The sequence below is a fragment of the Micromonospora antibiotica genome, assembly GCF_017599305.1.
GTDB lineage: Bacteria > Actinomycetota > Actinomycetes > Mycobacteriales > Micromonosporaceae > Micromonospora > Micromonospora antibiotica.
The window spans coordinates 337,728-360,585 of sequence record NZ_JAGFWR010000003.1 but is presented as its reverse complement, the minus strand read 5'-3'; the positions used below and the strand labels follow the sequence as shown (position 1 = coordinate 360,585).

Here is a 22,858-nt window from a genome sequence, read left to right as displayed (position 1 = left end):
GCGGCGCGGCTGAGCGACCCGGGCGCGGGGCGGGCGACCACCTGGTCGCCCGCCCCGCGCGCCGTCGGTGCCGGTGCCGGTGCCGGTGGACGGATCGTCAGCCCGGCGTGGTGGCGCGGTCCGGGGTGGGGCGGGGGCCGCCGGGCAGCCGGTCGCGGCAGAAGTCCCGGAACGAGCGGGGTGGGCGACCGGTGACGTCCGCGACGGTGCTGGTGGTCCGGTCCTCCGCGCCGGCCGCGATCGCCGTGTCCAGGCTCGCGAGGAACCGGGCGAAGTCGGGTGGCAGGCCATTGGCCTCGTGGTACGCCGTGAGTTCGGCCTCGCTGACGGCACGGTGCCGGACCGGTCGGCCGCCGGTGTCGGTGAGGACGGCGGCGATGTCGGCGTAGCTCAGGCGTTCGGGGCCGGTGATGAGGTGCTCGGTGTCGTGCGACGTCGGATCGGTGAGGGCGCGGACCGCCACCCCGGCGATGTCGGCCGGATCGACGATGCCGACCCGGGCGTCTCCGGTGGCGCTGATGATCTCGCCGTGGTCCCGGGCGCTCACCCCGTGCGGACGGTCGCCGACGAAGTTCTCCATGAACCAGGAGGGCCGCAGCACCGCCCACTCGGGGAAGAGCCCGCCCAACCGGGCCTGCACCTCACCCAGGCCGGGAGTGCCCGCCTCGATCGCCGAGGAGCTGAGCAGGACGGCCCGCCGTACTCCCCGGGTGCCGGCCAGTTCCAGCACCGGCAGCATGACCGGTGCGGGATCGACCTCGCCGACGGGTGGGACCAGGTACACGCCCGTCACGCCCTCCAGCGCGGTGCGGTGGGTGCCGGGGTCGTACCAGTCGAAGCGGACGTCCCCGGCGGAGGCCCGGCGGCTGGCGACGCGGACCGGGTGGCCGGCGTCGGCGAGGGTGGCGGCGACGAGCCGGCCGGTCGTCCCGGTGCCGCCGATGACCAGGATCACGAGCGCACCAGCCCGCCGCCGAGCAGGTCCTGTGCGGCCTGCGGGTTCCAGTAGTCGCGGTAGTGCACGATGTGGCCGTCCCGGATGGTCAGCACGGCGATGTACCGCAGGCGGTAGGGCCGGCCGCTGGCGACGACGACACCACCGGCGGTGAACTCGGCGACCAGCACCGTCGGATCGGTGGTCTCGTGCACGGTGACCTCGGCGATCTCGCGGACGTCGAGGACCTGCGGGTAGTCGATGAGGTAGTCGTGCACGGCGGCCCGGCCGGTGACCCGGCTCGGCTGCCCGGCCGGCGCGAACGGGAACTCCATGACGCCGTCGTCGGCGAACAGGGCGATGAATCCCGGCATGTCCTTGGCGAGCAACAGCTGCATGGCCCGGTGGAACAGGGCGGTGGAAGGGTTCGACACGGTTGTCCCCTGGTCGTCGGTGCCGTCCCGCTGCGTGGCTACGATAGCGGACGGCCGGTCCGTTTCACTGTAGCGGACTGGTGGTCCGTTTCGCGAGGGGAGAGGGTGTGCGCGCCGACGCGGCACGAAACCGGACGGCCGTGCTGGCCGCCGCAGATCGGTTGTTCGATGCCGCGACCGACCCCGACCAGGTCTCGATGGACGACATCGCCGCCGCCGCCGGAGTGGGCAAGGGCACGCTGTTCCGCCGCTTCGGCGACCGGATGGGGCTGCTGCGTGCCCTGTACGCGCAGCGCGGCGACCAGTTGCGGGCGGCGCTGGCGACCGATCCGCCGCAGGGCCCGCCGGCGGAGCGCGCCCTGCACCTGCTCCGCGAGGTGGTGCGGTTCAAACGGGACAGTCGGGTGCTGACGTTGGCCCTGGAGAACGCGGGCGACGGCAGCCCCTACCGCACCGGCTCGTACGAGGAGTGGCACGTCCTGCTGGTCGCGCTCGTCACCGAGGCGCGCGGCCCCGCGTCGGCCGACTACCTCGCCCACGCCCTGTTGGCGGCCGTGCGCAGCGACCTGGTGGAACACCTGCGGGACTGGCCCGACGAGCGCTGGGAGGCGGGGTTGGCCGCCCTGACCCGCGCGGTGCTTGACGGGTGACGCGTCCCCGACGGCATCCGGGGCGGGTGGCCCCGGACGCCACTAGGATCGGTGTGGAGGTGGACGAGGCATGAGACTCGGGCTGCACTACTGGAACTACTCGACCCCGACCGATCCGGCGGCGATCGCACCGACGCTGATCGAGACCGCGACGATCGCGGAGGAGGCCGGGGTCGCGTCGTTCACCGTGATGGACCACTACTTCCAGATGGAGGCGATGGCCCCGGCCGAGGAGCCGATGCTGGAGGCGTACACGACGCTGGGTTTCGTCGCGGCGCGGACCTCGCGGATGACGCTCGGCGTGCTGGTCACCGGCGTGATGTACCGCTACCCGGGGCTGCTCGCCAAGATCGTGACCACCCTGGACGTGCTCTCCGGCGGTCGGGCCCGGCTCGGCATCGGCGCGTCCTGGTACGAGCGCGAACAGCGCGGCCTCGGGGTGCCTGTGGTGCCCGTGGCCGAGCGGTTCGAGCGGCTGGAGGAGACGCTGCGGATCTGCCGGCAGATGTGGAGCGACGACAACGGGCCGTTCGAGGGCCGGCACTACCGGCTGGCCGAGACGCTCAACTCGCCGCAGCCACTGCGACGGCCCCACCCGCCCATCATGATCGGCGGCAGCGGCGAGAAGAAGACCCTGCTGCTGGTGGCCCGGTACGCCGACGCCTGCAACCTGTTCGGCAGCAGCCCCGCCGAGGTGGCGCACAAGCTGGACGTGCTGCGGGGGCACTGCGCCGCCGAGGGCCGCGACTACGACGCCATCGACAAGACGGTTCTCGTGATGCGACCGCCGCTGGCCGACGTGGACGCCTTCCTGGCCGAGGTGGCCGGGTACGCCGCGCTCGGCGTGACCGAGGTGCAGGTCACCCCGGACCGGCACCCGGTGGAGTTCACCCGACGGGTCGCCGACGAGGTGCTGCCGAAGCTGACCACGATCGGCTGAGGTCGGTCACCATCGGTCGACCCGACCCACCGCGTCGCCGCCGACGATCCGGCCGGGATGCGCTGGTGGCGGCACGTCCGCCCGCCGGCCGTGGTCCGCCGCCGGTGTCGTCCACCCGCCGCTGGCCGGTGTCGTCCGCCCGCCGCCGCTGAGCCGGCGGGCGGACGACCCGACCGTCACTGGCTGAGCCGGGCCACCTCGTCGGCGGTGAGCCGCAGCCCGGCCGGGGCCACGCTGCGCCCCGTCGCCGGGGTGGCCGGCGGATCGGCCGGTCGGCGCAGGTGCCAGTCGGTCACCGCCTGGTAGGCGGCGGCCACCGACAGCAGCCGGTCCTCGCCGTACGGCAGGCCACCGAGGATGGTGCCGATCGGCAGGCCCGCGCCGGTGAACCCGATCGGGAAGGCGATCTCGGGCAGGCCGAGGATGTCGAACGGCACCGGGCCGGTCTGCACCACCACGTCGCAGCCGGCGAAGAGCTGGTCGAGCACCCGTTCCATCAGCAGCAGCTTGGCCCGTTGGCCGGTGATGAACTCGCTGCCGCCCAGCAGCGCGCCCTGCAGCCAGCCGGTTACCGAGACCCCGAAACCCCGCAGGTCGGTACGCAGGTAGGGCAGGAACGGCTCGGTGCGCTCCGGCAGTCGTACGTTGTTGAACGCGCTGCCGGTGAGCAGCTCCCACTCGTCGGGCAGCGGCACGTCGACGATCGTCGCGCCGGGGATCGCGGCGAGCTTCGCCAGGTACGCCTGCCGGGCCAGCGCGGTCTCCGAGGTGCCGGCGGTGAAGCCGGGCAGCACCCCGATCCGGGTCTTCCACCGCAGCTTGAGCTTGCCACCCTGGTGGGTCGGGGTGGCCGCGTCGATCAGCTTGGGCACCTCGGGCAGGCCCTGGCTGCGCGGGTCGGCCGGGTCCTCGCCGGCCATCGCGGTGAGCATGATGGCGGCGTCCTTGGCGTCGCGGGCCAGCGGGCCCGGATGGTCGCGGGTGTAGCTGAGCGGGATGATCCCGTGCAGCGACACCCGCCCCATGGTCGGTTTGAGCCCGGTGAGGTTCTGCGCGTTGGACGGCGCGGTGATCGACCCGCCGGTCTGGGTGCCGGTGCCGCAGGCGGCGAGCCGTCCCGCCACGGCGGTGGCGGTGCCGGTGGACGATCCGCCGGGGTCGGTGGCCGGGTTGGTGGGGGTCCAGGCGTTGACCGTGGTGACCACCCCGGCGGGGGTGGTGGCCCGGGTGGTGGCCAGCGGGCCCATCTGGGTCTTGCCCAGCACGATCGCCCCGCCGCCGGTGACCAGCCGGGTCACCGCCGTGGCGTCGTACGGTGGCCGGAAGTCGGCGAACAGGTAGGAGCTGGCGGTGGTCGGCACGCCGGCGGTGTAGTAGTTGTCCTTGATGGCCAGCGGGATGCCGTGCAGCGCGCCCCGGTGCGGCTTGCGGGCCATCGCGCGGGCCGCCTTGACCGCCTGCTCGGCGAGCACCAGGTTGAACGCCTGGTAGGTCGGCTCGTAGCGGGAGATCCGGGCCAGGTACGCCTCGACCAGCTTCTCCGGGGTGAGCTTGCCGGCCCGGATCAGCCAGGCCGCCTCGGCGATGGTCAGTTCGGTCGGGTCGGCCACGGCCTCCGGGCGCGGCTTGACGTAGGCGTTGGGTACGGCCAACGCCGGGTTGTAGCGGCCGGCCGGAACGGCCGATGTTCGGGTGCTGCCGGCGGCCGAGGCCACGGCGGGCAGCCCGACGATGCCGCCGACCGCCGAGGCGGTGGCCAGCGCGGCGGTCCGGGCGAGGAAGGCGCGACGGTCGACGCCGCGGTCGGCAGGTGCTGTGCTCATCACTTCCGCCATTCCGTGCTGATCGAGGGGTAGAGCATCGGCGCGGGCTGCTGGGACAGCGCCATGGCCACGGCCGGGTCGGTGCCGGCCGGCGCGGGCGGCTGGTAGGCGGCGAGGGTGCCGACGGTGCCGCGGACGAAGGAGCGCAGCGAGGCCAGCACGGTGTCCCGGCCGGGGGAGCCGGTCTGCGGGTCGGCGGCGGTGCCGGCCGGGAGTTGGTCGAGGTCGATGCCGAGCGACGCGAGCCGGGCGCGGATGAGGACGTCCAGCTCGGCGTCGGTCGGTGGGGTGGGGGCCATGACGCTCCTTGAGGGGTGGGCGACGATGCCCCACTGTCGAGCCGGATCGTGTCGCAGACGTGACATGTTGATCTCGGCGTCGTGAAGCCACGCAGGTCAATGCCCCTGTACGGGGGGTGCGCAAGTGGACGGCCGGGCCGGCGCAGCAGGGTCGCGCGATCGCCCAGCACGTCCCGGCCGACGGACATGTCGGGCCCTTTCGTGGCCACTGCGCTGGGGCAGGTGGCGGTCGGGCCGGTCGCTGCGGTGGTCGGTATCCGCGCCACCGTGCTGATCCTCGCTGCGCTGGTGGTGCTCTCCGTGCTCGGGATGGTGTCCAGCCGGGCCGTCCGCCTGCTGGCGGCGTCGACGCCCGGAGCCTGGGCGTGCGGCGGCACGGCCGGCGTTGACGTCGGGCCCGTGCGGGAACCGGCCGGTGGACCGGCGCGTGGTCGGACGTTTCGCGGAGCCGGTGCCCGGCCGGCCCGCTCCCCGGTGGGGTGCCGCCTGCCCCGGTCGGACGCCGGCGGGGGCGGCGGCAGCCGGACGGCTGCCGGCAGCGGTCGGGCCGGTGCCGGTCGGGGTACGCCGGACCCGCGCACCACCATGCGGTGGACCGAGTCGCGCCGGCCCGACAGTTACCGCAGGGCATTCCCGTTCGACTATGGGGAAAGGGGGGAACGTCAGATCAATTGCCCGCCGTCGTTGCCAATCCCGCCACAATCGAACCGGTCCCGGTCGGCCCTGGGTGCCACGCGTTCTGCCGGGTATTTCGGACCACGCCGGGTGGCCGTACCCCATTACCCGGTGGTTGTCCGCCGCCGGGAACGACTCAGTCGTGGAGCGTGACGTCGGGCAGTGGGCGGCCGGTGGCGTCGAACAGCGCGGTTCCGCAGTCGCAGTGCTCGTCGGCGAGGCTCGCGGTCGCCGGCAGTTGCCAGACCAGCATCTCCCCGCAGCCCGGGCAGTCGAGGCTGACCAGGGTCTCGGTGGGTGGCGAGGCCCAGTCCCGTACCGGCTGGCCCTGGTGGGTCAGCCCGCTCGGCGGCTGCCCGCCGGTCCGCAGGACCAGCACCGGGTAGCTGTCGGTGCCGTCGTCGTGCACCGCGAGGGTGAAGCCGAGCGGTGCCAGCACGCCGGACAGGTGGTCGAGTTGGCGGATCGGCAGGTCGCCCCGGCCCAGCGTCGGGTCGGCCTCGGCGGCCCGCTGGACGACGTCGGTGTCGACGCCGTCCGGCTGGGCCCCGAAGGCCCGGATCCGCCCGGCCACGAACGCCGCCAGGGCGCCGGGCTCCTCCTCGCCGGTCCAGTCCATCACGAACAGCACGCTGTCGACCCCGATGCCCCGGGCCCGCTCGTCGGGGGCGAGGACCAGGTCCGCCAACTCCGTCACGGCGGCCACGTTAGCAACCGTCAGGTGGCGGGCCGTGCGCGCCGGTCGCCCACTGTCGCCGCCCGTGTCGTGGCGGTGTGCGACGACCACCGGACGCGCGGGATCGGTGCGGACCCGGATGCGGTCGGCGTGCTTGACCCCTATGGAAGGGGAAACTAAACTCCGGCCGTTAACGTTCACAATTATCACAGTCGATATGTGCTGTCGAAACGCCGACGGTGACGTCCAGGTCATCCCCGTGGCGGCGCAGCAGATCGGTGCCGACCGGCTCGATGGAACCGGCAGGGCGCGTATCACCACCACCACCAGGAGGACGAAAGAAATGACGCAGGATCAGAATGGGCCGGCGGCCGGCGAGCGGAAAACACTGAGCCGTCGCGTCGTCCTGACGACGCTGGGCACGCTGCCCGTCGCGGCGGCCACGGCGGCCCTGGGAGCCACGGAGGCCTCCGCCGCCCCGGCGAGCATCAACCTGTCGGCGACCCGGCAGACGATCAAGGGCTACGGCGCGATGGCCCATGCCGGCTGGATCGGCGACCTGACCGCCGCCCAGCGGGAGACGGCGTTCGGCACCGGTGAGGGCCGGCTCGGCTTCTCCGTGCTGCGCATCCCGGTCGGCGAGAGCCAGGCGGACTGGAGCCGTGACCTGGCCACGGCCAAGCGCGCGGCCGAACTCGGGGTGACCGTCTTCGCCTCGCCGTGGAACCCCCCGGCCAGCATGATCGAGACGTTCACCCGGGGCAGCCAGACCAACGCCAAGCGCCTGCGGGCCAGCTCCTACGCCGCATATGCGCAGTACCTGAACGACTTCACCGTGTACATGCGCAACAACGGGGTGAACCTCTACGCCATCTCCGTGCAGAACGAGCCCGACTACGCCCACGACTGGACGTGGTGGACCTCCGGCGAGATCATCAAGTTCCTCAAGGAGAACTCCGGGGTGATCAGCACCCGGGTGATGGCGCCGGAATCGTTCCAGTACGTCAAGTCGATGTCGGACCCGATCCTCAACGACGCCACCGCACTGGCCAACGTCGACATCATCGGGGCCCACCTCTACGGCACCTCGTACTCGAACTTCCCGTACCCGCTGTTCAAGCAGAAGGGGGCGGGCAAGGAACTGTGGATGACCGAGGTCTACTACCCCAACAGCAACGCGAACTCGGGTGACGCCTGGCCGGAGGCGCTCGACGTCGGCGAGCACATCCACCGGTCCATGGTCGACGCCGAGTTCCAGACGTACGTCTGGTGGTACCTGCGGCGCAGCTACGGCCCCATGCGCGAGGACGGCCAGATCAGCAAGCGGGGCGCGATCATGGCCCAGTACGCCCGGTTCGTGCGGCCCGGATACGTCCGCGTCGACGCCACCGCCAACCCGGCGTCGAACGTCTACGTCTCGGCCTACCGCAGCGGCAACACCGTGGTCATCGTCGCGGTCAACAAGAACACCTCGGCGGTGAGCCAGCAGTTCACCCTCTCCGGCGCCACCGCGTCGGGCAGCGTGCAGAACTGGCTGACCGACGGCAGCCGCAACGTCGCCCCGCAGAGCGCGCTGACCATGTCCAACGGCTCGTTGACCGTCAACCTGCCCGCGCGCAGCGTGATGACGTTCGTGACCAGCACCAACGGCACCACGCCGACCCCCACCCCGACCGTGACGCCCACGGGCACCCCGACGCCGACGCCGACCCCGACGCCCACCCCGACCCCCACCCCCACCCCCACGGCGGGCGGCAGCGGACCCCGGGTCGGCTACACGATGAACAGTTGGGACTCCGGCTTCACCGCCAGCATCAGCATCACCAACACCGGCACCTCGACGATCGACGGCTGGACGTTGGTGTTCACCCTGCCGTCGGGCCAGTCCATCACGTCGGCCTGGAGCGCCACCATCTCGCCCACCAGCGGTCAGGTGAGCGCCCGCAACGTCAGCTACAACGGCACGATCGCCCCCGGCGCCACCGTCGAGATCGGCTTCCAGGCCAACCACACCGGCAACACCGCCAAACCGACCGCCTTCACCCTCAACGGCATCCCCTGCACGGTGGCCTGACCGGTCGACCGGAGCAACCCCGTACGGCCGCCGCGGACACCGCGGCGGCCGTACCCGTTGCGGGTGCTTGCTCCTCACGCGGCGTGAGGGCCGATAGTCGGTGCCGTGGACGAACACCTGACCGTGGGACGGGTGGCGGAACTGGCCGGGGTCACCGTCCGGACGCTGCACCACTACGACGAGATCGGCCTGCTGACGCCGTCCGCGCGGACGGCGGCGGGACACCGCGCGTACTCGCCCGCCGACGTACGGCGGCTGCGCGAGGTGCTCGGCTACCGGCGACTCGGGTTCGGGCTCCGGCAGATCGCGGACCTGGTGGACGATCCGGCGACCGACCCCGTCGCGCACCTGTGCCGGCTGCGCGGTCTGCTGACCGACCAGCGTGACCGGGCCGCCGCCCTGGTCGCGGCGATCGACCGGGAGTTGCAGGCGCGGGCGCTGGGGATCGCCACCACCCCGGAGGAGCAGTTGCGGGTCTTCGGCGGCCGGTTGTACGACACCATCGGCAGCGCCTACCCGGCGACCCGGCGCACCGACCCCCGGATCGCCGCCCGCATCTGGGCGGCGTTGGGCGACGCCCGGACGGTGCTGAACGTCGGGGCCGGCACCGGCTCCTACGAACCCGGCGACCGTGCGGTGACGGCGGTGGAGCCGTCGGCGGTGATGCGGGCACTGCGTCCGGCCGACGCCGCGCCGTGCGTGGCCGCCGCCGCGGGGGACCTGCCGTTCGCCGACGGCTCCTTCGACGCGGCGATGGCGGTCAGCACCGTCCACCACTGGCCGGACCCGGTCGCCGGGCTGCGGGAGATGCGTCGGGTGGCCCGGCGGGTGGTGGTGTTCACCTACGACGCCGACGGCGCCGGCTGGCGGGAGCGGTTCTGGCTGACCCGCGACTACCTGCCGGAGTTCGCCGGCCTGCTGGTCGACTGGCCTGCGCTGGGCGAGCTGACCGCCGCGATCGGTGGGCACGCCGAGCCGGTGGACGTACCGTGGGACTGCGCCGACGGCCTGTTCGAGGCGTACTGGCGACGGCCGGAGGCGTACCTGGACGAGCGGGTGCGGCGTGCGGTGTCGGTGTGGACCCGGGTCGGGCCGCAGGCCGAACGGCGGGCCGTCGGGATGCTCCGGGAGGACCTGGCGTCGGGCCGGTGGGCGCAGCGCAACGGGGACCTGCTGCGTCGCGACACCGCGGAGCTGGGCCTGCGCCTGCTCGTGGCCTGAACAGCCCGGCCGGGGCCGTTGCGGGCCGAGGTGGGGTGTGCCGCCGGCTTCGCCGGATGCCCGGGTGGGACCGGCCGGGCCGCCGCCACGGTCAGCCCTGGCGGGTCGGTCGGATGGTGAGGTCGCCGATCTCGACGTCGTCGGGTTGGTCGACGGCGAAGGCGATCGCGCGGGCGACCGCGTCGGGATCGAGGCCGATCTCGGCCATGGTCCGCTGCGCCTCCGCGCGTACGGCGGGGTCGTCGACGGCCCGGTCGACGAGCTCGGTGCGGACGTAACCGGGGGAGATCGAGGTCGTCCGCAGCGCTCCGCTGGTGCTCTCCTGCCGCAGGCCCTCCAGCAGGGTGCGCACCGCGTTCTTCGTCCCGGCGTACACCGCCTGGGTGGGAACGATCTTCAGGCCGGAGGTCGAGACGACCGTGACGAGGTGACCGCCGCCCTGGCGGGTGAAGACGGGCAGGGCGGCGGCGATCCCGTGCAGGACGCCCTTGACGTTCACGTCGACCATCGCCGACCAGCCCTCGACGTCCAGCTCGGCCATGGTGCCGAGCCTGCTGATCCCGGCGTTGCCCACCAGGACGTCCAGCCGCCCGAACCGCTCCACAGCGAGGGCCACCAGGGAGCGCAGGTCGTCCGGGGCGGTGACGTCCACCCGGGTGGCGACCGCCCTGCCGCCGGAGCCTTCGATCTCGGCGACCAGGTGGTCGAGCCGGTCGGTGCGGCGGGCACCGAGCACGACGGACGCGCCGAGCGCGGCGAGGTGGCGGGCGGTCGCCGCGCCGATGCCGCTGCTGGCGCCGGTGATCGCGACGACCTTTCCGGGGATGGTCATGATTCTCCTCGGGGTAGAGTGGACACATGTCCGGTTACCCCGACGAGCTTAGCGGACACGTGTCCGCTTCTGTCAAGGGCGCGGCGGCGTCCCGCGCCGACGCGCGGCGCAACCGCGAACGCATCCTGCGCGCCGCCCGCGACCTGGTGCACGAGCCGGGCGAGCTGAAACTCAACGCGGTGGCGAAGGCCTGCGGCATCGGACAGGGCACCCTGTACCGGCACTTCCCCACCCGGGAGGACCTGCTCGTCGAGGTGTACCGGCACGAGGTCGACGACCTGGTCACCGCGGCCCCGCAGCTGCTGGCCACCCACCCGCCGGTGGCGGCGCTGGCGGCCTGGTTCGACCGGGTGGCCGCCTACGCCCGGGTCAAGCGGGACGTGTTCGCCGCCGTCGAGGCGGCGACCTGGCGCGACCTCGCCGCGCACAGTCTCGGCCCGATCGGCGAAGCGGTGGAACTGCTGCTCGCCGCCGGCCGCTCGGCCGGCAGCATCCGCGCCGACGTCGAGGCCCGGGACGTCATCGTCCTGATCAGCTGGCTCTCCCGACTGGACGACACCGAGCTGGACAGCCGGGGGCCGCGCCTGCTGGCCATCCTCGTCGACGGTCTCCGCGCGCCCGGCGGGTGACCCGGACCTGCCGGGCGCGCGTCCCGGCGGCCGGCCCGGGTGGGAGGCACCGCCCCCGGCGGGATTGTCACCGGTAGCGGCTAGCCTGCCGTCATGGTCAGCGCCGAACTGGATGAGTTGGTCGTCCCCGACGCGGACGCGCTGCGCGCCTGGCTGTCGGCCCACCACGACACCTCCCCCGGAGTGTGGCTCGCCCTGACCCGCAAGGGCGGCACGGTCACCACCCTGACCTGGCAGCAGGCGGTCGACGAGGGGCTGTGCTTCGGCTGGATCGACGGGCAGGCCCGCAAGCGGGACCAGGAGAGTTCCTGGATCAGGTTCACCCCCCGCCGGGCGCGCAGCATCTGGTCGCAACGCAACGTCGCCCACGTGGCCCGGCTGGAGGAGCAGGGCCGGATGCAGCCCTCCGGCCGGGCCGCGGTGGAGGCCGCCAAAGCGGACGGGCGGTGGGCCGCGGCCTACGCCCCGGCGTCGGAGGTCGAGGTGCCCGCCGACCTGCTCGCCGCGGTCGCCGCCGACCCCGCCGCGCAGGCCATGTTCGACGTGCTCACCCGGGCCAACCTGTTCGCGCTCGTGCACCGGCTCAACGCGGTGAAACGGGCGCAGACCCGGGAGCGGAAGATCGGCGAGTTCGTCGCCATGCTGGCCCGCCACGAGACGCCCCACCCGCAGCGGGCCCGGCCGCCGCAGACCCCGTGACCCGGGGCGCCGCCCGACGCGCCTACCGGGGCGTCGGGGGCCGGTCCCCGGCGCACAGGGCGTAGGTGTAGCCGTCCACCCAGCCCCGTTCGGCGTGCCACGAGTCGCCGACGCCGTGCTGCTCGCGGCGCATGCCGACCTTCTCCAGCACCCGCACCGAGGCGAGGTTGTCGGCGAAGCACCCGGCGGTGATCCGGCGGACGCCCAACCGGGTGAACGCGTACGTCACCATCGCGGCGACCGCCTCGGTGGCGTAGCCCCGCCCGCCGTGGGCCGGGTCGAAGATGTAGCCGAGCTGGGCCTCGGTCCGGCTCGGCATGCCCGGCTGCCCCATCCCGTCCAGCACGTCGAGCGAGACCGTTCCGATCACCAGGCCGTCCAGGACGACCGCCCGGCTGTGGTCGTCGGGGTCGTCGGCCGCGCGCTGCCAGACCGCCCGGAACGCCGCCGGCTCCACCTCGGTCCGCAGCAGCCAGTACGTCACCTCGGGCAGGTTGCGGTATTCGAGGATGCGGTCGATGTCGCCGTCACCCACCGGGCGCAGGGTCAGGCGGGGCGTCCGCAGCGTGGTGCCGTCCATGCGGCCGGACTCTAACGCATCGTGGGCCCTGCCCCCGTCGTCGACGGGTCGCCCCACCCGTCGGGTGGGGCGTGCCCGCTGAGCTGCGCGCCCGGACGGGTGGGTGGCCCCCGGGCGTGTTTGGATGGTCCGGTGGAGTTGACTGTGACAGACGTGCCGGGCCGGGAGCGGTTCGAGGCGCGCGACGAGACCGGGGCGCTGGCCGGACTGGTCACCTACCAGCTGACCGGTGCCATCATCGCCTACACGCACACCGAGGTCGACCCGGCGTTCGAGGGTCGGGGCGTCGGCTCGACGCTGGCCCGCGCGGTCATGGACGACGCCCGCGCCCGGGGGCGGACGGTGGTGCCGATCTGCCCGTTCCTCGCCGACTGGCTGGGCCGGCACCCGGAGTACGCGGACATCGTGGCCCGGTCCACCCGCAAGATTAAATAGGGTTCCGGGTCGCCCGACGGTCTACGAGGCGACCGCCGGGTCGCCGTGCGGTGAGCGGGCGTACGCGCAGCGCATCGGCGGGGTGTAGTTCCTTGACGGGGTCTGTTTGTTGCGTTGACAATTCCAGCCTGTTAACGCTCACATGACACCGAGGAATCCCCCATGCGCTCAGCAGTTCCCCGGGACCACCACGCCACCCACACCCCCCGCCGTTCCCGTACCGTCGCCGCCGCCACCCTGCTCACCCTCCTCGCCGCGCTGACCCCCGCCGTGGCGACCCCGGCCGACGCGGCAGCCGCCGACGTCACCGACGGGCTGCTGCTGCGCTACGACCTCGACCAGCGCACCGGCACCACGATCACCGACACCTCCGGTCACGGCAACGACGGCACCCTCGTCGGCGGCGGCACCTGGACCGGCCCGGACGGGCTGCTGCTCGACGGCGTCGACGACCACGTCAAGCTGCCGAACAACATCCTGGCCGGCCGGTCGTCGCTCACCGTCGCGGTCGACGTCCTCGTCGACCCGACCCAGCAGACCCCGTACTTCCTGTGGGGTCTGGGCAACCCGGCCACCTCCGCCGCCGGCACCGGCTACCTGTTCGCCAGCGGCGACGCGTTCCGTGCCGGCATCACCACCACCAACTGGGCCGGCGAGCAGGTCACCGGTGCCGGCGGCAACCTGACCCGAGGGGTCTGGAAGTCGGTCACCTACACCCAGACCGGCACCACCGGCACGCTCTACGCCGACGGCGCGCAGGTGGCCCGCAACACCGCCGTCACCGTGCCACCCAGCGCCGTCGGCAACGGCGTCACCACCAGCAACCACCTCGGCCGGTCCACCTACGCCACCGACCGGTTCCTCAAGGGACGGGTGGCGAACTTCCGGATCTACGACCGGGCGCTCACCCCCGCCGAGGTCGCCGCGATCGTGCGACCCGAGGAGTCCGACCAGACCCGGGCCGAGTCGGCCGCCGCCGCGCTGTCCCTGGTGCACCCCGACGACGTCCGGGGCAACCTCACCATGCCCGGCACCGGCCGGCACGGTGCGACCATCACCTGGCGCTCGGCCCGACCCGAGGTGGTCGCCGCCGACGGCGTGGTGCGTCGACCCGCACCCGGAGCGGGCGACGTGACGGTCCCGGTGACCGCCACCGTCACCGTCGGCGCCGCCACCGCCGAACGGACCATCACACTGACCGTCCGCGAGCTGCCGGCCCCCGCGCCGTACGCCGGTTACGCGTTCAGCTACTTCACCGGCAACTCGATCGCCGGGGAGAAGATCTACTTCGCCGCCAGCTGGGGCAACAACGCCCTGCAGTGGACCGAGCTCAACGGCGGCCAGCCCAAGTTGGAGTCGACCCACGGCACGCTGGGCCTGCGCGACCCGTTCCTGATCCGCAGCCCGGAGGGCGACCGGTTCTTCCTGATCGCCACCGACCTGTCCATCGGCCGCAACGGTGACTGGGACGCCGCCCAGCGCCGGGGCAGCCGCTACCTCGAGGTGTGGGAGTCCACCGACCTGGTCAACTGGTCGGCGCAGCGGCACGTCGAGGTGTCCCCACCCACCGCCGGCAACACCTGGGCACCGGAGGCGTACTGGGACGCCGAGCGCGGCGAGTACCTGGTCTTCTGGGCGTCGAAGCTGTTCGCCGAGAACGACCCGAACCACACGGGCAACACGTACAACCGGATGCTGGCCGCCACCACCCGCGACTTCGTCACGTTCAGCCCGGCGACGATCTGGCAGGACCGGGGCGAGTCGCGGATCGACTCCACGATGATCCGCGAGGGCGACACCTACTACCGGTTCACCAAGGACGAGGGCGGCGGCGGCACCGGCTGCTCCGACATCATCCAGGAGAAGTCGACCTCGCTGACCGCCGTCGACCTGCCCGGCCGACCGTCGTGGACGATGCTCGACTCGTGCATCGGCCGCGACGCCGGCACCTCCGCCGTGGAGGGGCCCACCGTCTTCAAGGCCAACCCCGGCGACACCTCCGGCTCGCGGTACTACCTGTTCGTCGACGAGTACGGCGGTCGGGGCTACATCCCGCTGGGTACCGACGACCTGGCCGAGCCGAACTGGAAGGTGCCGGCGTCGTACCGGCTGCCGGCCAGCCCCCGCCACGGCACCGTCATCCCGGTGACCCGTGCCGAACTCGACGCGCTCAACGACGCGCCACCACCGGTGGACGCCAACGCCGACGGGGTGGTGGCCCACTACCGGTTCGACCAGACAGGCGGCGGCACGGTCACCGACGACTCCGGCAACGGCCACCACGCCACCCTGGCCGGGGATGCCCGCTGGGACGCGGGCAGCCTCACCCTCGGCGGCACCAACGGCCACGTCGACCTGCCCGACAACATCATGGCCGGCCTCGACGAGATCACCGTGTCGATGGACGTGAACATCGCCGCCGACCAGGCCACCCCGTACTTCCTCTGGGGGCTCGGCAACACCGACTCCGCAGGCGTCGGCAACGGTTACCTGTTCACCACCGGCAACGACTACCGCACCTCGATCAGCCTCGGCAACTGGACCGGCGAACAGACCGTCACCGGTGGCCGGGCGCTCCCCCGGGGAGCGTGGAAGACGCTGACGTACACCCTGAACCGGGCCGGCACCGCGCGGATCTACCTGGACGGGGTGCGGGTGGCCGAGAAGACCGGGCTGACCGTCGCCCCCGGTGACATCGGCGGCGGTCGGACCACCGCCAACTACCTGGGCCGCTCCCAGTACGCCAGCGACCGCTACCTCAAGGGCCGCATCCGCGACTTCTCGCTCTACAACCGGGCGCTCACCGACGCCGAGGTGGCCGCGTTGGGCAGCAACGGCACCAGCGTGGTCGCCGTCGAACTCGACAGCCTCAGGGTCCCGGCCGTCGTGGACGCCGCCAGCGGCACCATCACCCTGCCGGTCCGGCCGGGCACCGACCTGACCAGGCTCGCCCCGCGCTACCTGGTCGCGCCGACCTCCACGGTCAAGCCCGCCGGGCCGCGCAACTACACCCGACCGGTGACGGTCACCGTCACCAGCGCCGCCGGGGCCAGCCGGGCCTGGACGGTGCGGGCGGTGCCGATGACCACCCCGGTGCTGCCCGGCTTCAACGCCGACCCGAACATCGTCCGGTTCGGCGACACCTACTACATCTACGCCACCACCGACGGGTTCCCCGGCTGGGGCAGCTCGACGTTCACCGTCTGGTCCAGCCGCAACCTCGTCGACTGGACCGCCCACGACACCATTCTCGACCTCGGGCCGGACATCAGCTGGGCGGACACCAACGCCTGGGCGCCGGCCGCGATCGAGAAGAACGGGAAGTACTACCTGTACTTCTCGGCGCAGCAGAACATCGGCGTCGCGGTGGCCGACTCGCCCCTCGGGCCGTTCGTCGACCCGCTCGGCCGGCCCCTGGTGAGCAAGGCCGACTACGGCAACGCCCAGCAGATCGACCCGGCGGTGTTCACCGACGACGACGGGAAGAGCTACCTGTACTGGGGCAACGGCACCCCGTACGTGGTGCCGCTGAACGACGACATGGTCTCCTACGACGTCGGCAGGCGGGTCCGGTTGACCGGGCTCACCGGCTTCCGCGAGGGCCTGTTCATGCACAAGCGCAACGGCGTCTACTACCTGTCCTGGTCGATCGACGACACCGGCAGCGAGAACTACCGGGTCGGTTACGGCATCGGCAGCAGCCCGCTCGGGCCGTTCACCAGCAAGGGGGAGATCCTCACCAAGGACCCGGCCCAGGGCATCCTGGGCACCGGGCACCACTCGATCATCCAGGTGCCCGGCACCGACGACTGGTACGTGGCGTACCACCGGTTCGCCATCCCGGGCGGCGACGGCACCCACCGGGAGACCACCATCGACCGGTTGTACTTCGCCGACGACGGCACCATCGAACCGGTGGTGCCCACGCTCAGCGGCGTCGAGCCGCTGCGTTACCGGGGCGGGCAGCCCCGGCTGCGGATCACCGACCCGGGCGCCGACGGCTGGTACGGCGCGAACGCCGCTCTCACCCTGGCCCACGGCGAGCTGATCCGGCTGGTGGAGTACCAGATCGACGGGGGAGGCTGGTTCCCGTACCGGGATCCGGTGGCCCTGCCGGCGGGCCGGCACACGGTGCAGTACCGGGCGCAGGGGGTCAACCTGTTCTGGAGCGCACCGTGGTCGGTGTCGGTGCAGGTGGACCGGGTGGCGCCGACCGCCGAGGCGACGCTGGCGGGCCGCACGGTGGTCGTGACCGGCCGCGACGGCGACTCCGGGGTGGCCCGGGTGGAGTACCGCCTCGACGGTGGGGAGTGGACCACCTGGACCGGGCCGGTGCCGCTGGACGACCTGGCGCACGGGGTCCGCTACCGCGCGGTCGACGTGGCCGGCAACGTCGGCGAGGTGGGCGTCCTGCGGGTTCCGGCGGTCAGGTAGCCGCCGCCCGCCCGCGCCGCCGCGTCAGCCGCCCGCGCCGCCCGACCGGAGCACGGTCGGGCGGTGGGGGCGGGGCGTTGCCCGGGGCGGGCCGGTTCCCGCGTGGCTGCGCCCGGCGGTCGTCGCCGGGCGTGGCCGGGGGGCTCGCCGCCGGGCGTGGCCGGGGGTCACCGGCGTTCGGTCGACCAGGTGCCGGTCCGGCCGGTGGGGTGGCCATGGTGCCCGTCACGGTGGTGCCGTCGACCGTGGCGGGGTAGGCGGCGGTACCGGTCAGCCACCGCGCGCCGGATGGGCCGGGCGTACGACGCGGTGACGGGTCAGGCCGACACCTGGTCCGAGCCGGAGCACGATGCGATTCCGGCATCTCACATACCGGTAGCCGCAGTGGGCGGGCCCGGGGCGTACGGCCGGCCGGTGGACGTCGATGCGTCCGAAGTCCGTTGATGATGTCGGGCGAGCGCCTTCCGTACCTCGTCCACGGTGCTGATCCAGCGGGTCGGCCCCTCCCCGACGCCGGTGGTCCCGTCAGCGCCGTCCGGGGCGGGCCCGACCGCGTCGGGGGGCACCGGCCCGCACACCCCGGGGCGGGCCGGGCCGGCGTCGTCCGGATGCCGGGCGGCGAGCAGGGCCGACCAGCGCCGGACCTGGTCGGCCCAGACCCCGCCGCCCGGGGTCAGGTGCAGGTGGAAACGGGGGTGCCTGGTCAGCCAACCCCGGACCGCCGCCGCCCCGTGCGACGCCGGGTCGTCGGCGATCACGTGCACCAGCAGGCCGGCGGGCACCGCCCGGTCCACCGCCACCAGGAACCGCCGGTACGCGGCCGCGCGTCGCCGCCGGTGCGGGCCGTCCTCCTCGCCGGGTGCGGGCGACCCCGGCCGGTACGGTTCGGGCCCGCCCGGGGCCGGGCCGCCGCTGACGGCGAAGCGGTCGTCCCGGGGCGTGGCGCAGAGCACCAGGGCCTGCTCCGGGGGGTGGCGGTAGAGCCCGACCAGGGCGACCACCGAGGCGACGAACCCCGGGTCGGCCGCCAGGGTCGGGCCGTCCTGCAGGTGCGGGCGCAGGTCGAACTGTCGCCAGATCCGGCCGACCGTGGACGCCGACAGCCCGGTGTGGGCGGCCATCGAGGCCCGGGACCACCGCCGGGCCGGGGCGGGCGTGCCGCCGAGGGTGGCCGCCACCACCCGGTCCACCTGCTCGGGACGCACCGAGGTGGGCCGGCCGGTACGCACTTCGTCGGCGAGCCCCGACAGCCGGGCGGCGGCGAACCGGGAACGCCATTTCCCGACCGTCGCGGGTGAAACGTTCAACCGGGTCGCGACCTCGATATTCGTGGCCCCGTCGGCGCATGCCAAAACGATGCGGCAGCGAATGGCGAACGCCTGCGTCGAGTGGGCCGCGCGGGCCCCCCTCGCCAGGTGTTCCCGTTCCTCGTCGGTGAGCACCAGCCTGGCCTTCGGTCGCCCCTTCCCCATGCCCGGATCCTATCCGGATATGACACGGACTAATGACGCACGACGATGTGGGTTGCGGTTGCCCCGACGGTTGCCCTGGACGATTCACGACGCGACTGAGTATGGTCCCGACGAGTCCCGAGAGTTGGGGGAAGGGACCGCTGCCGCAACGTTGCCGTGGCCCGTGTGGTGATCTGACATGGGGGGACCGCTTCAGTGACCACGACCGATCTTCATGAGAACATGACCTCGATCTGCGCCGACGTGTTGAACAGGGCCACCGTCGGCCCCGACGACGATCTCGTCGAGCTCGGCATGGACTCGGTGGGCGCGGTGGAGATCGTGACCCGGGTCGAGGCGGCGTACGGGGTGGACGTGGTCGACGTCATCTTCGACACGCCCACGGTCAACCGGCTCTGCGCCGTCGTCGAGGGGTCCGCCGTCCGCGACGAGTCGCATGCCTAGTCCGCTGGTCGAGCCGGATCTCACCGTCACGGCGAACCTGCTGGACCTCGTCTCCCAGGCCGCGGCGGCCTACGGCGACGACCCGTACCTGCTCCCGGCGGAGCCCGGCGGGCGGGTGGTCAGCTTCACCGACGTGCTGACCTTCACCCGGGGCTGTGCGGCGCTGCTCGACGAGCACCGGGTGCCACCGGGCGGCCGGGTGGCCGTGGTCCTGCACAACTCCTCGCTGGCCGCGCTGCTCTTCCTCGGGATCATCGCCGCCGGGCGGATGCTGGTGCCGCTGAACCCGAAGTCCGGCCCGGCCGAGCTGGACACCCTGCTCGCCCACGCCGACGTCAGGCTGGTGCTCGGTCCGTCGGCGACCGCCGCGAAGGCGTCGCCCGGCCGGCGCTGGCTGCCGGTCGACGACGCGGAGGTGTTCCTCACCGAGGTCCTCGACCGGGGCGTCGCGCACCCGGGGGACCTGCCCGCACCTCCGGGCGGCGCGGCGGGGGACGCCGAGATCGTGTACACCTCCGGTTCGACCGGCGCGGCCAAGGGGGTGGTGCTGTCGCACCGCGCCCTGCTGGCCAACTCGCTGGCCATGGTGAAGTGGGCCGACGCGGGCCGCGACGACGTCTTCCTCAACGTCATCCCCATGCTGCACGTCGGTGGGCAGGGCCTGCCCACGCTGACGCCGTTGTGGTCCGGTGGGCGCTCGGTCTGCGTCCGCTCGGAGGTGGCGCTGGCCCGGTTCTGGACCTACGTGGACCGGTTCCGGCCCACCTGGACCCTGGTGGTCAACGCCTACCTCGCGCACCTGGTCGAACGACCGCAACGACCGGCCGCCAGCCGGCTCAAGGGGGTCCTCGCCGGTGGCTCGGCGCTCAGCCCCGAGCTGATCCACCGGTTCGAGGCCACCTTCGACATCCCGGTGTTCCAGGTCTACGGCATGACCGAGATGACCTCCCTGACGGTGGTGGAGCCCCGGGACCGTCGGCCGGCCGACCGCCGTACGGCCGGGCTGCCGGTGCCGTTCGCCCAGGTGCGGGTCGTCGACGAGGCCGGCCGGGACGTCCCGCCGGGGGAGAGCGGCGAGGTGCTGATGCGCGGGCCGAGCATCTTCACCCGGTACGAGCAGGCGCCGGAACTCACCGCCGGGCGGCTGGTCGACGGCTGGGTCCGCAGCGGCGATCTCGGCCACCTCGACGAACGCGGTGAGCTGACCATCGTCGACCGGATGGACAGCATGGTCATCGTCAGCGGGGAGAACGTCTATCCCGCCGAGATCGAGAACGTCGTGCCGCAGCTCGACGGGATCGAAGACGCGGTGGTCGCCGCGCTGCCGCACCCGGTGACGGGGGTGGAGCTGGTGCTGGTCTACACCCTGCTGCCCGGCGCGGAGGCCCGGGACGACGAATGGCGTGCGCTGTTGCTGAAACAGCTCAGCGCCTTCAAGGTGCCGCGCCGGTTCGTGCCGCTCAAGGAGATCGGGGTCGACAGTTTTCCGCGTACTCCGCTCGGCAAGATCCAAAGGTCGGACGTGCGCAGGCTGGCGATCGAGAACCTGACCTGACGTCACCGTCGGTGGCGGGCGAGGAGGAACGGGGGAATATTCGCAGGGGATCGGGTCACCGGGAGTCGTCCCGGGTCCGTCGTGGCGGCGCGGCAGCGCCGGTGTCCCCTTTTCCGTAATTTGCGGGTGTGAATGGCGACAGGAGGCGGTCTGCGTTATGTCGGTGGAGATCCTTGACGACGAAGAAGTGGTGGTCCGTACCCCCGAAGAGCTGAAGCGGATGCCTCGGGCCTACCAGAAGGCACTGATCAGTCAAATCATGATCAATACGGAGGGTGAGCTCTCCGGTGGCGACGACTACACGATGATGTTCCTGCCGCTGGCGCCCAACGCCGAGGAGCGTCAGGTCTGCGCCGAGCGGGCCGCCGAGGAGTACGACCACTACAAGATCGGTAAGCGGGTGCTGGCCGAGATCGGCATCGACACCTCGCACATGGAGAGCCAGACCATCGAGGAGCGTCGGCTCTTCGCCGACAAGCGGCTGCACCAGTGCACCACCTGGGCCGAGCGGGGCATCTACTCCTACATCGGCGAGGAGAGCGCCCTGATCATGATCAAGGAGTTCGCCCAGGGCAGCTACAAACCGTGGGCGGACGCGGTCCGGACGATCATCCTGGACGAGAAGATCCACATCGCGCACGGTGCCCGGGTCTGCCGCAACCTCGCCACCACCGACGAGGGGCGCGAGCAGTTGCAGGCCGCGCTGGACCGGCTCTGGCCGGTGTTCCGCGACCTGTTCGGCACGCCCGAATCCGAGCGCTCCAAGCGGGCGGTCCGGTACGGCCTGCGCCGCACCACCAACGGCGAGGCCTTGCAGCAGTGGGAGGACACCGTCGTTCCCCGGATCCACGCACTGGGGCTCGTCGTCCCGTCCGCAGGCACCTGAGAGGACGGTCATGCCCACTCCCATCGCGATCAATCCCCGTCCGCTGTCCCGGCGGGAGGCAAAGACCCGTCTGGCGTCCCTGCTGGCCGACCGCCCCGACCTGGCCGCGCGGTTGCAGGTCGTGCGGGACATGGGCCGCCGGGTCAGCGCGACCGAGGTGCACCTCACCACCACCTGCAACATCCGGTGCAAGGGGTGCTGGTACTTCGAGGGCGGCTTCGACGCGGCCGTCCCCGAGACCTCCGACCCGGAGCTGATCTCCCGGTTCGTGGACTCGCTCGTGGCCAAGGGCGTCACCCAGGCGACCCTGATCGGCGGCGAGCCGACCCTGGTCCTGCCCCGGGTGGTGCCGTTCGTCGAGCGGCTGCCGTACGTGACCATCTCCACCAACGGCATCCGGCCGCTGCCCATGGTCGGCTTCGAGCAGGTCGCGGTCGCCATCAGCCTGTTCGGTGGCGGCCCGCTCGACGACGCGCTGCGCGGCTACCGGGTCAACGGCTCGTCGTTCTCCGGGCTGTTCGAGACCGCCCTCGGGCACTACCGCAACGACCCCCGGGTGATCTTCGTGTACGCGCTGTCGGAGGAGGGTCTGCAGTACGTCGAGCCGACCGTCCGGGCCATCCAGGACAACGGCAACCAGGTCACCTTCAACTTCTACTCCGCCCACGGCAGCGACCACGCCCTGCGCATCGAGAACGAGCAGCGCACCCTCGCCGAGGCGCTCCGGGTCAAGCAGGCGTACCCCGAGACGGTGGTCTGCCACCCGTACTTCATCGAGGCGCTGATCACCGGTCGCACCCACTGGGACGGCCAGTTCGGCTACGACGTCTGCCCCAGCATCAGCGTGGACCACCCGGACCACGCCGAGCGGATCCGCAACGGCAACCCGGTCCTGGACGGCTTCGCCGTCTACGGTGCCGACTACCAGACCCTCCAGTTCTGCTGTACCTCCGGCAACTGCGCGGACTGCCGGGACAGCCAGGGCGTCTACAGCTGGCTGCTGGTCAGCATGAACCGCTTCCTCGACGACAGCGGCCGGCTGGAGACCTGGCTGGAGCTGGCCGAGAGCTACTGGCGGCAGTGGTACTGGGCGCAACGGCACCACACCAACCTCGCCCGCCAGGCCCCGCTCGCCGCCTAGGCGACCCGCACCGAGAAAAGGAGCA

The 22,858-nt window shown here is 72.5% G+C and carries 20 protein-coding genes; 12 read left to right on the top strand and 8 right to left on the bottom strand.

Annotated features, from left to right (window positions below; genetic code table 11):
- Window positions 1-97 precede the first annotated feature (97 nt).
- Window positions 98-955, bottom strand: a complete 858-nt coding sequence (locus tag JQN83_RS09775; RefSeq protein WP_208566739.1) for an NAD-dependent epimerase/dehydratase family protein — start codon at window positions 953-955, stop codon at window positions 98-100.
- Window positions 952-1,368, bottom strand: coding sequence for a nuclear transport factor 2 family protein (locus JQN83_RS09770; protein WP_307799133.1), 417 nt, complete (start codon window positions 1,366-1,368; stop codon window positions 952-954). Before JQN83_RS09770 ends, JQN83_RS09775 begins: the two co-directional genes overlap by 4 nt.
- A gap of 107 nt (window positions 1,369-1,475) precedes the next feature.
- On the opposite strand from JQN83_RS09770, the gene JQN83_RS09765 reads away from it, so the two are divergent.
- Window positions 1,476-2,018, top strand: coding sequence for a TetR/AcrR family transcriptional regulator (locus JQN83_RS09765; protein ID WP_208566738.1), 543 nt, complete (start codon window positions 1,476-1,478; stop codon window positions 2,016-2,018).
- A gap of 70 nt (window positions 2,019-2,088) precedes the next feature.
- On the top strand, window positions 2,089-2,958 hold the full coding sequence (locus tag JQN83_RS09760; RefSeq protein WP_208566737.1) for an LLM class F420-dependent oxidoreductase: 870 nt from the start codon (window positions 2,089-2,091) through the stop codon (window positions 2,956-2,958).
- Between the two features lie 176 nt (window positions 2,959-3,134).
- Here JQN83_RS09760 and JQN83_RS09755 read toward each other — a convergent pair whose 3' ends face one another.
- From JQN83_RS09755 to JQN83_RS09745, 3 genes are all read right to left on the bottom strand, one after another.
- Window positions 3,135-4,781 (bottom strand): amidase, encoded by a 1,647-nt coding sequence (locus JQN83_RS09755; protein ID WP_244252075.1) that lies wholly within the window; start codon window positions 4,779-4,781, stop codon window positions 3,135-3,137.
- Window positions 4,781-5,080 (bottom strand): hypothetical protein, encoded by a 300-nt coding sequence (locus tag JQN83_RS09750; protein WP_208566735.1) that lies wholly within the window; start codon window positions 5,078-5,080, stop codon window positions 4,781-4,783. The genes JQN83_RS09755 and JQN83_RS09750 overlap by 1 nt, the downstream gene beginning before the upstream one ends.
- Before the next feature lie 811 nt (window positions 5,081-5,891).
- Entirely contained in the window at window positions 5,892-6,452 is a 561-nt protein-coding gene (locus JQN83_RS09745) for a hypothetical protein (protein ID WP_208566734.1), read from the bottom strand.
- Between the two features lie 322 nt (window positions 6,453-6,774).
- Between JQN83_RS09745 and xynC the strand changes: the two genes are divergently transcribed.
- Window positions 6,775-8,505, top strand: a complete 1,731-nt coding sequence (gene xynC / locus JQN83_RS09740) for a glucuronoarabinoxylan endo-1,4-beta-xylanase XynC (protein WP_208566733.1) — start codon at window positions 6,775-6,777, stop codon at window positions 8,503-8,505.
- Window positions 8,506-8,610: 105 nt separating this feature from the next.
- Complete coding sequence (locus JQN83_RS09735) at window positions 8,611-9,726, top strand: MerR family transcriptional regulator (protein WP_208566732.1); 1,116 nt, start codon at window positions 8,611-8,613, stop codon at window positions 9,724-9,726.
- A 91-nt stretch (window positions 9,727-9,817) separates the two neighbouring features.
- Here the strand turns inward: JQN83_RS09735 and JQN83_RS09730 are convergent, their stop codons facing one another.
- Window positions 9,818-10,558: an SDR family oxidoreductase gene (locus tag JQN83_RS09730; protein WP_208566731.1), complete on the bottom strand. Its 741-nt coding sequence runs from the start codon at window positions 10,556-10,558 to the stop codon at window positions 9,818-9,820.
- A gap of 26 nt (window positions 10,559-10,584) precedes the next feature.
- Between JQN83_RS09730 and JQN83_RS09725 the strand changes: the two genes are divergently transcribed.
- Together JQN83_RS09725 and JQN83_RS09720 are read left to right on the top strand one after the other, a co-directional pair.
- Window positions 10,585-11,187: a TetR/AcrR family transcriptional regulator gene (locus tag JQN83_RS09725; protein WP_208566730.1), complete on the top strand. Its 603-nt coding sequence runs from the start codon at window positions 10,585-10,587 to the stop codon at window positions 11,185-11,187.
- Window positions 11,188-11,280: 93 nt separating this feature from the next.
- Window positions 11,281-11,886 (top strand): YdeI/OmpD-associated family protein, encoded by a 606-nt coding sequence (locus JQN83_RS09720; protein ID WP_208566729.1) that lies wholly within the window; start codon window positions 11,281-11,283, stop codon window positions 11,884-11,886.
- Between the two features lie 22 nt (window positions 11,887-11,908).
- On the opposite strand, the gene JQN83_RS09715 is transcribed toward JQN83_RS09720, so the two are convergent.
- Entirely contained in the window at window positions 11,909-12,466 is a 558-nt protein-coding gene (locus JQN83_RS09715) for a GNAT family N-acetyltransferase (RefSeq protein WP_208566728.1), read from the bottom strand.
- A gap of 144 nt (window positions 12,467-12,610) precedes the next feature.
- Between JQN83_RS09715 and JQN83_RS09710 the strand changes: the two genes are divergently transcribed.
- A complete protein-coding gene (locus JQN83_RS09710) occupies window positions 12,611-12,901 on the top strand; it encodes a GNAT family N-acetyltransferase (protein WP_307799130.1) in 291 nt (96 codons plus the stop codon).
- 162 nt (window positions 12,902-13,063) lie between these two features.
- Entirely contained in the window at window positions 13,064-17,335 is a 4,272-nt protein-coding gene (locus JQN83_RS09705; RefSeq protein WP_208566726.1) for a family 43 glycosylhydrolase, read from the top strand.
- Between the two features lie 365 nt (window positions 17,336-17,700).
- Here the strand turns inward: JQN83_RS09705 and JQN83_RS09700 are convergent, their stop codons facing one another.
- On the bottom strand, window positions 17,701-18,807 hold the full coding sequence (locus tag JQN83_RS09700) for a helix-turn-helix domain-containing protein (RefSeq protein WP_208566725.1): 1,107 nt from the start codon (window positions 18,805-18,807) through the stop codon (window positions 17,701-17,703).
- A 195-nt stretch (window positions 18,808-19,002) separates the two neighbouring features.
- Here JQN83_RS09700 and JQN83_RS09695 point away from each other — a divergent pair, with 195 nt between their 5' ends.
- The 4 genes from JQN83_RS09695 to JQN83_RS09680 all read left to right on the top strand — a co-directional run bounded on the left by JQN83_RS09695 (window position 19,003) and on the right by JQN83_RS09680 (window position 22,833).
- On the top strand, window positions 19,003-19,251 hold the full coding sequence (locus JQN83_RS09695; protein ID WP_208566724.1) for an acyl carrier protein: 249 nt from the start codon (window positions 19,003-19,005) through the stop codon (window positions 19,249-19,251).
- Window positions 19,244-20,806, top strand: coding sequence for a class I adenylate-forming enzyme family protein (locus JQN83_RS09690; protein ID WP_208566723.1), 1,563 nt, complete (start codon window positions 19,244-19,246; stop codon window positions 20,804-20,806). The genes JQN83_RS09695 and JQN83_RS09690 overlap by 8 nt, the downstream gene beginning before the upstream one ends.
- A gap of 163 nt (window positions 20,807-20,969) precedes the next feature.
- Window positions 20,970-21,692, top strand: coding sequence for a Phenylacetic acid catabolic protein (locus tag JQN83_RS09685; RefSeq protein WP_208566722.1), 723 nt, complete (start codon window positions 20,970-20,972; stop codon window positions 21,690-21,692).
- Window positions 21,693-21,702: 10 nt separating this feature from the next.
- On the top strand, window positions 21,703-22,833 hold the full coding sequence (locus tag JQN83_RS09680; RefSeq protein ID WP_208566721.1) for a 4Fe-4S cluster-binding domain-containing protein: 1,131 nt from the start codon (window positions 21,703-21,705) through the stop codon (window positions 22,831-22,833).
- Window positions 22,834-22,858: the final 25 nt, after the last annotated feature.